The organism is Thioclava sp. F42-5, from assembly GCF_002213195.1.
GTDB classification, from domain to species: domain Bacteria; phylum Pseudomonadota; class Alphaproteobacteria; order Rhodobacterales; family Rhodobacteraceae; genus Thioclava; species Thioclava nitratireducens.
Genome location: NZ_NBNZ01000005.1, coordinates 190,546 through 202,769 on the forward strand (window position 1 = coordinate 190,546; position 12,224 = coordinate 202,769).

Annotated in this window: 13 protein-coding genes; 9 read left to right on the forward strand and 4 right to left on the reverse strand. The window is 64.0% G+C overall.

Features of this window, described 5'->3' with window-relative positions; all coding sequences use genetic code 11:
- Positions 1–107 precede the first annotated feature (107 nt).
- Complete coding sequence (gene ilvA / locus B6V74_RS14370; protein WP_075775456.1) at positions 108–1,355, forward strand: threonine ammonia-lyase IlvA; 1,248 nt, start codon at positions 108–110, stop codon at positions 1,353–1,355.
- A 205-nt stretch (positions 1,356–1,560) separates the two neighbouring features.
- On the opposite strand, the gene B6V74_RS14375 is transcribed toward ilvA, so the two are convergent.
- Complete coding sequence (locus B6V74_RS14375) at positions 1,561–1,890, reverse strand: histidine kinase (RefSeq protein ID WP_075775220.1); 330 nt, start codon at positions 1,888–1,890, stop codon at positions 1,561–1,563.
- Between the two features lie 150 nt (positions 1,891–2,040).
- Between B6V74_RS14375 and B6V74_RS14380 the strand changes: the two genes are divergently transcribed.
- A complete protein-coding gene (locus tag B6V74_RS14380) occupies positions 2,041–3,363 on the forward strand; it encodes a SpoIIE family protein phosphatase (protein WP_088723247.1) in 1,323 nt (440 codons plus the stop codon).
- Between the two features lie 44 nt (positions 3,364–3,407).
- Here the strand turns inward: B6V74_RS14380 and B6V74_RS14385 are convergent, their stop codons facing one another.
- A complete protein-coding gene (locus B6V74_RS14385) occupies positions 3,408–3,848 on the reverse strand; it encodes an NUDIX hydrolase (protein ID WP_088723180.1) in 441 nt (146 codons plus the stop codon).
- 97 nt (positions 3,849–3,945) lie between these two features.
- Here B6V74_RS14385 and B6V74_RS14390 point away from each other — a divergent pair, with 97 nt between their 5' ends.
- From B6V74_RS14390 to B6V74_RS14415, 6 genes are all read left to right on the forward strand, one after another.
- Entirely contained in the window at positions 3,946–4,974 is a 1,029-nt protein-coding gene (locus B6V74_RS14390) for an Hsp33 family molecular chaperone HslO (protein WP_075775217.1), read from the forward strand.
- Positions 4,967–5,560, forward strand: coding sequence for a CoA pyrophosphatase (locus B6V74_RS14395; protein ID WP_088723181.1), 594 nt, complete (start codon positions 4,967–4,969; stop codon positions 5,558–5,560). The genes B6V74_RS14390 and B6V74_RS14395 overlap by 8 nt, the downstream gene beginning before the upstream one ends.
- On the forward strand, positions 5,557–6,696 hold the full coding sequence (locus B6V74_RS14400; protein ID WP_088723182.1) for a CCA tRNA nucleotidyltransferase: 1,140 nt from the start codon (positions 5,557–5,559) through the stop codon (positions 6,694–6,696). Before B6V74_RS14395 ends, B6V74_RS14400 begins: the two co-directional genes overlap by 4 nt.
- A gap of 43 nt (positions 6,697–6,739) precedes the next feature.
- Entirely contained in the window at positions 6,740–8,566 is a 1,827-nt protein-coding gene (locus B6V74_RS14405; protein ID WP_088723183.1) for an ABC transporter ATP-binding protein, read from the forward strand.
- Between the two features lie 39 nt (positions 8,567–8,605).
- Positions 8,606–9,826, forward strand: a complete 1,221-nt coding sequence (locus tag B6V74_RS14410; protein ID WP_088723184.1) for a class I SAM-dependent RNA methyltransferase — start codon at positions 8,606–8,608, stop codon at positions 9,824–9,826.
- A gap of 62 nt (positions 9,827–9,888) precedes the next feature.
- Positions 9,889–10,389 (forward strand): L,D-transpeptidase family protein, encoded by a 501-nt coding sequence (locus tag B6V74_RS14415; RefSeq protein WP_075775212.1) that lies wholly within the window; start codon positions 9,889–9,891, stop codon positions 10,387–10,389.
- Positions 10,390–10,455: 66 nt separating this feature from the next.
- On the opposite strand, the gene B6V74_RS14420 is transcribed toward B6V74_RS14415, so the two are convergent.
- Entirely contained in the window at positions 10,456–10,971 is a 516-nt protein-coding gene (locus B6V74_RS14420) for a CAP domain-containing protein (RefSeq protein ID WP_075775211.1), read from the reverse strand.
- Positions 10,972–11,139: 168 nt separating this feature from the next.
- Here B6V74_RS14420 and B6V74_RS14425 point away from each other — a divergent pair, with 168 nt between their 5' ends.
- Positions 11,140–11,745 (forward strand): L,D-transpeptidase, encoded by a 606-nt coding sequence (locus B6V74_RS14425; RefSeq protein WP_075775210.1) that lies wholly within the window; start codon positions 11,140–11,142, stop codon positions 11,743–11,745.
- Between the two features lie 74 nt (positions 11,746–11,819).
- Here the strand turns inward: B6V74_RS14425 and B6V74_RS14430 are convergent, their stop codons facing one another.
- On the reverse strand, positions 11,820–12,113 hold the full coding sequence (locus B6V74_RS14430; RefSeq protein ID WP_088723185.1) for a hypothetical protein: 294 nt from the start codon (positions 12,111–12,113) through the stop codon (positions 11,820–11,822).
- Positions 12,114–12,224: the final 111 nt, after the last annotated feature.

The following is a 12,224-nucleotide window of genomic DNA, read 5'->3' on the forward strand; positions in this document are numbered from 1 at the left end:
TTGCAAAATGCGCAAAGCTTCGCCCAAAGCGCCCCCGGGTTGCGCGTAGTCCCGCCGAACGGCCTTCCCCCTTGCAAGAGCGGTGCAGCTTCGTCATGGCTTTCCTTATGAGTGAGTTCGCCCTTTCCGCCCAAGCCGCCACCCGCGCGCTGCGTGCGCTCTTCGAGCCGACGCCGCTGCAACTCAATGCGCATTTGTCGAAACGCTTCGAGGCGGAGGTCTGGCTCAAGCGCGAGGACCTGACGCCGGTGCGCTCCTACAAGATTCGCGGCGCCTTCACCGCCATGCGGAAATTGCGCGAACGCGACCCCTCGGCGGCGCATTTCGTCTGCGCGAGCGCCGGAAACCATGCGCAGGGCGTGGCCTTCGCCTGTCGGCATTTCGGGGTGAAAGGCACGATCTTCATGCCGGTCACGACGCCGCAGCAGAAAATCGACAAGACCAAGACCTTTGGTGGCGATGCGGTCGAGATCGTTCTGACCGGCGACTATTTCGACGACACGCTCGCCTCGGCGCAGGAATTTTGCCGCGACGCCGGAGCGCATTTCCTCGCCCCGTTCGACGATCCGGATGTGATCGAGGGACAGGCCTCGGTCGGGGTAGAGATCCTCGACCAACTGGGCGGCGCGCCGGATATGGTAATCCTGCCCGTGGGCGGCGGGGGCTTGGCCGCGGGCGTCACCGGCTATCTTCGTGCGACCGCCCCCGGGACGGAATTCCGCTTCGTCGAGCCCTTGGGCGGTGCGAGCCTGACCGCAGCGGTCAAGGCGCATGAGCCCGTGACGATTTCGCAGGTGAACAGTTTTGTCGACGGTGCCGCAGTCGCCCGGATCGGCGCGCGCCCCTTTGCGGAGCTTGGCTGGGTCACGCCCGAGCAAGTCCATCTTGCGCCGGAGGATCGCATTTGCATCACGATGCTCGAGATGCTCAATGTCGAAGGCGTCGTATTGGAACCCGCCGGCGCGATGTCGGTCGATATTCTCCCGGAACTGGCCGATACGATCCGCGGCAAGCGCGTGGTCTGCGTGACCTCGGGCGGCAATTTCGATTTCGAGCGGCTACCGGAAGTGCGCGAACGCGCCCAGCGCTATTCGGGCCTGAAGAAGTATTTCATCCTTCGCCTGCCGCAACGGCCCGGTGCCCTGAAGGATTTCCTTCAGATGCTTGGCCCCGACGACGACATCGCGCGCTTCGAATACCTGAAGAAGTCGGCGCGGAATTTCGGCTCGGTCCTGATCGGGATCGAGACCAAACGCGCCGAGAACTTCACAGAGCTCTTCGCTAAGCTCGACGCCGAGGGCTTCGTTTGGCGCGACATCACCGAAGACGAGACCTTGGCCGAGTTTCTTATTTAACGCCTCCTTTCCGATAGGCCGCCCATCATATGGGGGCGTTAGATTTTCGTTGTCCTTGCACTGCGCCGCATTGATGCGTCCGCCGTTCGATAGTTACGGCCCCGCTTCGGTAGCCGAACCAATTTTCGAACTCTGGCCGTAACCACGCTTGTGATCTTCCGTTCTGCGCAATGCAGCGCTTGGCGCGATCTACCTGGCACCTTACCTATGCGGCCGGGGTGAATTCCGATAGCCGCCCCATGAATTGCAGTTTGGACAAGCTGTAGGTCTCGCGGATCGCGCCCAGATCGACCTCCGCGGAGCGTCCGGCGGCCGCCATGCGCTCTCCTTTCTGACAGGCACCGCCGAAATCGCGAAAGCCGAGATTCCAGGCAGAGCCCTTCAGGAAATGCAGATCTTCTTCGACCCGATCGGGGCGCCCGCCAAGCGCCATCACGACGGCCTCGACCTCGTCGAGAAATAGATCCACGACCTCGGAAAAGCCCTCTGCGCCTATTTCAGAGCGCAATTCCTGTACCCGTTCCCAATCAATCATCGCGCCCTCCAGGCCAATCGATCCGACACCAACCGACGCTGACCATAGGGCCGCACCCTTTCGATTTTCTTAACGTCTGAGCCGGCCGGTTTTCACCGAATCTTAGGGACTCTGCGGTTTCAATGGTTGCAGAGGTTTCGGATGATGCAGATGGCGCAAAGACACGAGGTTCCCGTTGGCGCGAGCCGACCACCCTTGGCGGGCACGGCGCGGCACGTTCTGGTCGTGGACGACAGCCGGATGCAGCGCCGCATTCTGTCGGCGCAATTGTCGCGCTCCGGCTATCAGGTGAGCGAGGCTGAAAGTGCGGAAGAGGCAATCGCGATCTGCGCCCAGTGCGAGCCGGATATCGTGATCTCGGACTGGATGATGTCGGGGATGAGCGGCCCCGAATTCTGCCGTATCTTCCGCGACTTGCCGCGACGCAGCTACGGCTATTTCATCCTTCTGACCACCAAGGCCGAGAAGACGGACGTCACGCGCGGTTTGGAAAGCGGGGCCGACGATTTCCTCTCGAAACCAGTCAACGGAGAGGAGCTTCGCGCAAGGCTCAGCGCGGGAACCCGCATTCTCAAGATGCAAGAGGAACTGACCGAGAAGAACCGACTGCTACGCGCGGCGCAGGAGGTGATCGACCGCGACCTGCAGGAGGCACGCAAGCTACAGCAGAGCTTGGTGCGGGTACGTCACGCACAGTTCGAAGCGGCGGAGGTCTCGTTGCTCTTGCGACCGGCGGGCCATGTCGGCGGCGACCTCGTCGGGTACTTTCCGATCAACGAACGCCGGGTCGGCCTTTACGGCATCGACGTGTCGGGACATGGCATTACCTCGGCTCTGATGATGGCACGGATTGCGGGCTACTTCTCCGCCGCCGCCCCCAGCCAGAACCTCGCAATCTACCGCAACGCACAGGGTGAATTGCGCGGCCGACGCCCGGCGGACCTTGCGCGACATCTCAACGAGCTCGTGCTGAGCGAGATGAACACCGAAACATATTTCACGCTAATCTATGCCGATATCGACCTGCGCACCGGCAAGGCGGAGCTGGTGCAGGCCGGGCACCCCTATCCGGTCCTGCAACGGCGCAATGGTACGGTGGAGTTTCTCGGCGAGGGAGGACTACCGATTGGTCTGATCGAAGGCGCCACCTACGAAACCTTCACCGTTCAACTGACCCCGGGAGACAGGCTGGTTCTGGTCTCGGACGGAATCACCGAAGCCTGTGACCGAGACGGCGAAATGATCGATCAGACCCGACTGGCCCGGATACTCCGCAAGTTTTCCGGGATGGCGGGCCCAGCGCTGCTGGATGCGATATATCGCGAAACCGAGCAGTTCGCCGAGGGCGAAATCGCGGACGATGTCTCGGCGGGCGTTCTGGAATTTCACGGCCCCGGCAGCACCGCGCGACGATCAGTGCTCGTTTCGGACAATGGCGAATGTGACCCGATTGCAGAAACGACAGGAGGATGAACCACCGCAACTAAGCTCCCACCGAATGAAACGACCCCTATTTTTCAGCGGCGAAGCACCCGCCGGAAAAACGCGCGCTCGCCTTCATTCGCAAGCAAACCGAGCGCCTCCTCGGGATCGGCCCAATGCGCCGTATGAAACGGCTCCGGCGGGAGGCCGCGCTTCAACACCGGGCGCGCCAGCCAGATCGAACACAGCTTCTCCGCCCAGAACTCGTATTCGGGCATGTAGGTGAAACGCCGATAGGCCCCAACGCGGCGCAACCCGGTGATCGCCCAACCGGTCTCTTCGAAGACCTCACGGTGCAGCGCTTCGATCGGCCCCTCGCCCGGATCGATCCCGCCGCCCGGCAATTGAAACTCCGGCACGGGATGGGACTGATGGGTCAGAAGCACCCTGCCGTCGCGGATCAGGATCGCGTAGGCACCGGGGCGCAAACGATACCGCTGACCGGATTTCACCCGCTCTCCGAACCTCGCGATCATGTGCTCTCCCTTGGGTCTGCGGTTGCCGCGCCTATATTGGGGCTGTATGGCAGGCTCCGCGCTGCCCGAAAACCCCTCTGAGCCTCTCAGGAGCACCATGTCCAAGTTATCCCAAATCGCATGGGACGATACAGTTCTGCCGTTTCAGCTCGACCGCTCTGACATCCGCGGCCGGGTTGCCCGCCTCGACGGCGTGCTAGACACCGTCCTGTCGCAACATGATTACCCCCGCGCGGTCGAAATGCTGGTGGCCGAAGCCGCCCTTCTGACCGCGCTGATCGGCCAGACCGTCAAACTGCGCTGGAAGCTGTCGCTGCAAATCCGCGGCAACGGCCCGATCCGCATCATCGCCACCGACTACTACGCCCCCGAGAAGGAGGGCGCGCCCGCCCGCATCCGCGCATGGGCGAGCTTCGATGACGAGAAGCTCGATCCCAAAGCCGACCCGTTCGAACAGATCGGGCAGGGCTATTTCGCGATCCTGATCGATCAGGGCAAAGGCACGACCCCCTATCAGGGTATCACGCCGCTGACCGAGGGCTCGCTGCGCGCCTGCGCCGAGGCGTATTTCGCGCAATCCGAGCAGCTGCCCACGCGATTCTCGCTGTCCTTCGGGCGCTCGATCCTGCCCGGTCAGGGCGAAAGCTGGCGCGCGGGCGGCGTGATGCTGCAGCATATGCCCCCAGCCTCGCCCTTCGCCGCCCAGGAAGGCTCGGGCGATCAGGGCCTGCTGACCGCCGACGACATCCTCGATGGCGAGGAAGGCGAGAACTGGGCCCGCGCCAATATCCTGCTCGACACGGTCGAGGATATGGAGCTGATCGGCCCGACCGTGCAGCCGACCGAGTTGCTGGTGCGCCTGTTCCACGAAGAGCGGCCGCGCGTCTTTGATCCGCAGCGGGTGGAGTTCGGCTGCACCTGCTCGGCCGACCGCGTGCGTCAGTCGCTCTCGATCTACTCGGCGCGCGACATCGCGCATATGACCACCGATGAGGGTACGGTCACCGCGGACTGCCAGTTCTGCGGCGCGCATTACATTTTCGATCCGCTGACGCTTGGCTTCGAGGCGCAGAAGAACCCCGACGGGTCGCTGCGCGAAGCGGGAGGCGAGGGAACGAATGAGTGATCCGCTCGCCCCGGTTCTGGACGCCTTGGCGCGACCGGGGCGGCCCTCTTCGGATTACGATCTGAATCCGGAAGTGATCCTGCCCGAGGGACGCAAGCTGCGGCCCGCGGGCGTTCTCGTCGCCTTCGATACGTTCGGGCCGGAGCCGCGTCTGCATCTGACGAAGCGAAGCTCGCATCTGCGCCACCATCCCGGCCAGATCGCCTTTCCCGGCGGCAAGGTGGATCCCGATGACGAAGGCCCGGTCGGCGCGGCGCTGCGCGAGGCGCAGGAAGAGATCGGCCTGCCTCTTGACCATGTCGAGGTGCTGGGCACGTTCGCTCCCCATGAGACGGTGACGTCCTTTCTGGTGACGCCGGTGCTCGCGCGCATCCATACCCCGTTCGAGGTCATCCCCGAAGCGGGCGAGGTGGCCGAGGCGTTCACCGTGCCGCTGTCGCATATCACGCCCGAGAATTTCCGCGTCGAGTCGCGCCGGTGGCGCGGCACACGGCGCAGCTATTTCGTGGCGCCTTACGGGCCCTATTACATCTGGGGCGCCACCGCGCGTATATTGCGCTCATTGGCGGACCGGATGGCGGGATGAGACTGACCGGAGACTGGATCGAGGCAGAACCGACCCAACGCGTGCTGAAGATGCTCGAAGAGGGCGGGCATCAGGCGCTTCTGGTGGGCGGCTGCGTGCGCAACAGCGCCTTGGGCGCGCCGGTCAACGATATCGACATCGCCAGCGATGCGCGGCCCGAACGGGTGATCGAACTTGCGAAGGCGGCCGGGCTGAAGCCGGTGCCGACCGGGGTCGATCATGGCACGGTCACGGTGGTCGCCGACGGGCATCCGCATGAGGTCACCACCTTCCGCCGCGATGTGGAGACCCATGGGCGGCACGCCACGGTCGCGTTTTCCGACGACATCGCGGAGGACGCGGCGCGGCGCGATTTCACGATGAACGCGCTTTATGCGCGCTCAGACGGCACGGTTCTCGACCCGCTAGGCACGGGGCTGGAGGATCTGGCGGCGCGTCATGTGCGCTTCGTCGGCGAGGCCGAAGAACGCATCCGCGAGGATTACCTGCGTATCCTGCGCTTCTTCCGGTTTACCGCGTGGTATGGGCACGATCTCGACCCTGACGGGCTGGCCGCCTGTGCCGCGAATACCGCTGGAATAGAGACGCTTTCGCGCGAACGCCTTGGCGGCGAAATGCTCAAATTGCTGGCCGCACCCGATCCCGTTCACGCTGTGGCGGCGATGGCGCAATGCGGGGTTCTCACAGCCGTGCTGCCCGGCGCTGATGCGACCGCGCTCGGGCCGCTCGTGCATCTCGAAGATCGCCCCGCAGATCCGATCCGCAGGCTGGCAGCGATTGGCGGCGAGGACGTGGCCGAGCGGCTGCGTCTGTCGAAGAAGGACACACGGCAGCTCGAGGCCCTGCGCGCCTCGCTGTCCGACAGCGACGACCCGACTGTCCTCGGCTATCGGCTCGGCGCCGACACTGGGGCCGATGCGTTTTTGCTGCGCCAAGCGCTCATGGGGCAGGAAATGCCGGAGGGCTGGAAAAGCAGGGTCTATTTCGGCGCAAAACAGCAATTTCCGGTGCAAGCGCGGGATCTGATGCCCCGCTATGAGGGTAAGGCTCTGGGCGATACGCTGAAGACGCTCGAGGCGCGCTGGATCGACTCCGGTTTCACGCTGACGCGCGAGGATTTGCTCGCCGCGCTTTGAACCGCGCCGCAATCGACTATATCGGGAGAGGAAAGAGAGACCCATGTTCGATCCCTTCTCCCCCGCCGAAGGCGCCCCGCCGCGCCAGCTTGGCGCCTTCTTCCGCTGGTGCCTCAAGGGCAGCTGGGGCGCGATTGCCGTGGCCAGCTTCGGCACGACCATCGCCGGCGTGATGGAAGTCGTCTCGGCCTGGCTTCTGGGACAGGTGATCGACGCTGCACTGAACAGCGAACGGGCCGCAGTGATCGGGGCAAATGTCGGGCTTCTCGTCCTGTTCGTCGCGTTCTTCCTGCTGATCCGCCCTCTGACCTTCGGCATCAGTTCTGCCACCAACAACCTGCTGATCAGCCCCAACGTGATGCCGCTCGTGCTTTCGCGGCTGCATCGCTGGACGATGGGCCAGTCGGTCACCTTCTTCGACAACGACTTCGCCGGCCGCATCGCGCAAAAGCAGATGCAGACCGCCCGTGCGGTAACCGACACGGTCACCGAGATCATCAACACCGGCCTCTTCGCGCTGGCCTCGATCGTCGGCTCTCTGATCGTTCTGGCCCAGATCGACCGCTGGGGGGCCGTGGGCCTCGTATTCTGGACCTTCGGGCTCTACCTGATCATCCGCCTCTTCCTGCCGCATATCCGCGGACGCTCGCGTGAGCGGGCGTCCGCCCGGGCGATGGTGACGGGGCAGGTCGTCGACACGGTCACCAATATCAAGACGGTAAAGCTGTTCGCCCATGCCGAGCACGAGGATCGCGCGGCGCTGGAGGCAATGCAGAAGTTCCGCCAGAAGACCTATTCCTTCGGCATGGTTCAGAGCCTCTATCGCGTGGTGCAGATGGCCTATGCAGGGATCGTTCCGGTGATGCTGGTCGGCGGCGCGATCTGGCTCTGGTCGCAGGGCGAGGCGACTGCGGGGGCCATCGCGACCTCAGGCGCCATCGCGATCCGGCTGTCGCAGATGTCAGGCTGGGTGAGCCAGGCGCTGATGTCCGTCTGGACCCATATCGGCGAGGCCGAGGATGGGATGCGAACGCTTGCCCATATGCATGACCTGACCGACGCGCCCGATGCCCGGACGTTGCGCCATGTCGAAGGCGAGATCCAGCTCGAAAATGTCGACTTCGCCTACGGCCGTCGCAGCGGCGGGATCGCGGATATCAACCTGACCATCGCGGATGGCGAGCGGATCGGGATCGTCGGGGCCTCGGGTGCAGGGAAATCGACGCTCGTTGCGTTGCTGCTAAGGCTCTATGACGCTGAAAAAGGGTCTATACGGATCGACGGGCAGGATATTCGCGAGGTCACGCAGGAAAGCCTGCGCCGCAATATCGCGATGGTCACGCAGGAAACCGCGATGTTCAATCGCTCGGCGCGGGAGAACATCCTTTACGGCAAGCCCAACGCGACCGAGGAGGAGATGATCGCCGCCGCGAAACAGGCCGAGGCGGATCACTTCATCCGCGGCCTCGCCGATCACGAAGGCAATCGTGGCTACGACGCCAAGCTGGGCGAGCGTGGGGTGAAGCTGTCGGGCGGGCAGCGCCAGCGGATCGCCCTTGCGCGCGCCTTCCTGAAGAACGCGCCGATCCTTGTGCTGGACGAGGCGACCTCGGCACTCGACTCGGAAGTCGAGGCGCAAATCCAAACCGCCCTTCACCGGGTCATGGCGGGCAAGACCGTTCTGGCGATCGCGCACCGCCTCAGCACCATCGCCGAGATGGACCGGATCGTCGTGCTGGAGGAAGGGCGGATCGTCGAACAGGGTAGCCATGACGAATTGCTGGCGATGAACGGCCTCTACGCGCGCTACTGGGCGCGTCAGTCCGGGGGCTTCCTGACCTGCGACGACGCGGAGGATGCGGCGGAATAGGGTCTTTTCTGACCGGCGCCACGCCGCTAGAGAATGCGCATGACCTATGAAATTGAGCGACTGTCCCTGCATGCCGACGGCGTGACCCATGGCCCCGAGGGGACCGTGCATGTCGCCATGGCGCTTCCCGGCGAAGTGGTCGAGGGCGAGGTGGTCGACGGCCGCATCGCTCAGCCGAAGATCGTGACGCCGTCGCCCGATCGCGTCAAAGCGCCCTGCCCGCATTACCGCTCCTGCGGGGCCTGCTCGATGCAGCACGCGTCGGAGGCGTTCACCGCCGAATGGAAAATGGACGTGGTACGTCAGGCGCTGACCGCGCGCGACCTGCCCGTGCCGGAGATGACCATCGCGACCTCGCCGCTGAATTCCCGCAGGCGGGCGACGCTGTCGGGGCGGCGCACCAAGAAAGGCACGCTGGTCGGCTTTCACGCCCGCGCCTCGGACACGGTCGTCGAGATTCCGAACTGCCTGATCCTGCGGCCCGAACTGCTGGCCGCGATACCGATGCTGCACGAGGCGACCGCGATCGCAGGCTCGCGCAAAGGCGAGATCGCTTTCACACTGACGCTTTCGGAGGCAGGTCTGGAACTCGCGGCACAGGGCGGTAAAGACCCTGATACGGCCCAATTCGAGGATTTGTCGGGTCTGGCGCATCGCCACGATCTCGCACGGCTCAGCTGGAACGGGCAGATCATCGCGGGGCGGCGGCCGGCGATCCAGCAATTCGGCAAAGCCAAGGTCGTGCCGCCGCCGGGTGCTTTCCTGCAAGCCACCCATCACGGCGAAGCGGTGCTGACCGCCTTCGCCAAGGCGGCGATTGGCGATGCGAAAAAGGTGGCCGATCTCTTCGCGGGCTGCGGGACGTTCTCTCTGCCGCTGGCCGAGCTTGCCGAAGTGCATGCGGTCGAAGGAGTCGCAGCGATGACCGAAGCGCTCGATCAGGGCTGGCGTCAGTCGCAGGGCCTGCACCAGGTCTCCACCGAGGCGCGCGACCTGTTCCGCCGACCGCTTCTGCCGGACGAACTGGCGAAGTTCGACGCGGTGTTGATCGATCCGCCGCGGGCGGGCGCGCAGGCCCAGATCGCCGAGATCGCGACCTCGAAGCTCAAGCGCCTCGTCCATGTCTCCTGCAATCCTGTGACCTTCGCGCGCGACGCCGAGACGCTGATCGCGGCGGGCTTCACGCTCGATAAACTACTGGTCGTGGATCAGTTCCGGTTTTCCGCTCATGTGGAGCTCGCGGCGCTTTTCACCCGCTAGATGCGAGGCCGAAAATCGGTTAGAAATGTGGCAAAACAGCAGCTTTCGAATACAGGCCGAACATGAATCGTCGAACCCTCCTCTTGGGCGGATGCGCCCTCGCAACGCTGGCCGCCTGCGGCGATTCCAGCAAATTCAAATCCTATAACGGCCCCGCCGTGACCCAGATTCAGCTCTTCAAGTCGCAGCGGATGATGTACCTGCTGCATGGCGACAAGGTGCTGGAAAGCTACAAGGTCGGCCTTGGCGGTGATCCTGTCGGACCGAAGCAATTCGAGGGTGACGGCAAGACGCCAGAAGGGCTCTATTACATCAACCGGCGCAATCCGAATTCTGCCTATTACCTGTCGATCGGCATCAGCTATCCGAACCCGCAGCAGGTGGCCTTCGCGGAGTCTCAGGGCAAGAAGCCGGGTGGCGACATCTTCATCCATGGCCGCGACGGCAAGAACAAGGGCAAGGGCCGAGACTGGACCGCTGGCTGCATTGCGGTGAAGGACAAGGAAATCCGCGACATCTACGCGATGGTCCGCGACGGAACGCCGATCTTCATCTTCCCCTGATTGCCCCCCCGAAAATTACAAAGGGCCCCGCATGGGGCCCTTTTTTGCTTGCGGCGGGTCTTCGGCTCAGTTGCCCGTGACCATCGTCCACCAGATCTTGCCGGAGGGCTCCTGGTACCACGAGAAGCCCATCTGGGTCGCCGCCGGGTTCAGGATCACGTCGCGCGTATCGGCGACCTTCATCCAAGCCGCGAGGGTCTCCATCTCGGTTTCGTAGGTCTCGGAGATATTCTCGCCCAGCACCTGCCCCGGATAGCCAGCACGCTGCGCCCGGGTCAGCGGCGAGGAGCCGTCGGAACCCCAGTGCCACGGGCGGTTCTGCGCGGCCATGTCCTTGGAATGCGCGAGTGCCGCCGTCGTCAGTGCGTCATTCAGCACCAGCGGCGCGGCCCCGCGCGCCGAGCGCAGGCTGTTCACAGATTCCAGCACACGCTGCGGGATCACCGAGCGGTCACTCGCGGTGATGTTGTAGACTTTCGGCAGCGGCAGGCCATCGGGGCCAAGCTTCGGCTGCGTGTCGGTCGGCTGGCAAGCTGCCAGTGCCACAGTCGCAGAGATCGCAAATACGGTAGCGCGCAACATCTTTGGTCAGTCCCTCGTTAAACCGTCAATCCGCATTACACGCTTGTACTCAGCCGCGCAAACCCCTCTGTCGATTTGCGGGCCGATCCCCGCCAGTTTGATTTGCCGCGGCCGTGCGATCACATTATATTTATCGCAATCGTCCCCGTCGCGAACCCGGAGCCTGAGATGTCACACACGCGCAAGCCCTTCGACCGCCGCGCCTTTCTCGGCGCCGCCGCCTGCCTTGGGGCGGGGCTCGCGCTGCCCGCCGGAGCGCAGACGCCCGATGCCGGGCAGGAGCAGTTCGAGACCACGGCCTTCACCAACCAGCGGCGCAATATCTCGAGCTTCCAGAACCGCGACTGGCAGTCCTATTTCTCGAATTTGCGCAACGGCGCGATCCTCGTCGACACCCATTCGCGGGCGCTGCATTACTGGTCGGAGGATCGCTCGATCTACCGGCTCTACCCGACCTCGGTGCCGGTCTCCGAGGAACTCACCCGGCGCGGCCGCACCGAGGTGATCCGCAAGGTGAAGGGGCCGAGCTGGGCGCCGACGCCTTCGATGAAGAAGCGCAATCCGGAATGGCCCGATTACGTGCCACCGGGTCCGGACAACCCGCTGGGCACCCACGCGCTTTACCTATCGTGGCGCTATTACCGCATCCACGGCACCCATGACACGCGCAAGATCGGCCGTAAAAGCTCGAACGGCTGCATCGGGCTTTACAACGAACATATCCAGGAGCTGTTCGGCTTCGCGAAGATCGGAACGCAGGTGCTGCTGATCTGAGGCGCGCCGCTCGACCGACACGGAAAACCCCCGGCTCCGCGTAGGACCGGGGGGCTTTTCAATCTGCGTAGCGGTCAGTCGTGTCCACCCGCGGCGTGGGCGTGGTCGGACGCGCCGCCCGAGCCATCGCCCGAAGCATCGCTGGCTCCCGAACCGCCCGACAAGCCGTCGAGCTTGCCACGGGCGCTTTGCACCATGACGCCCAGCATCTCGTCTTCGCCGGGCGTGTCGACCGATTGCACGAGGTTTTCCTCGTGATTTTGCGAGTAAATCACGTCGTCTTCCGTCGCCCACGGATTTGCATGGCCGGCCCAGGACGCGCCGGCATAGAGAGCCGCCAGAGCGGCCAGTCCGATAGTCTTGATCATTCTCGTTCCTTTCTGCTCTGCGCGTCCCGATCGTTGCCGGTCCGCAGGATGCGCCTTCACGGCGATCCCCTTCCCCAACGTCAGGAACATATAGGAAGAGAGCCCCACTAA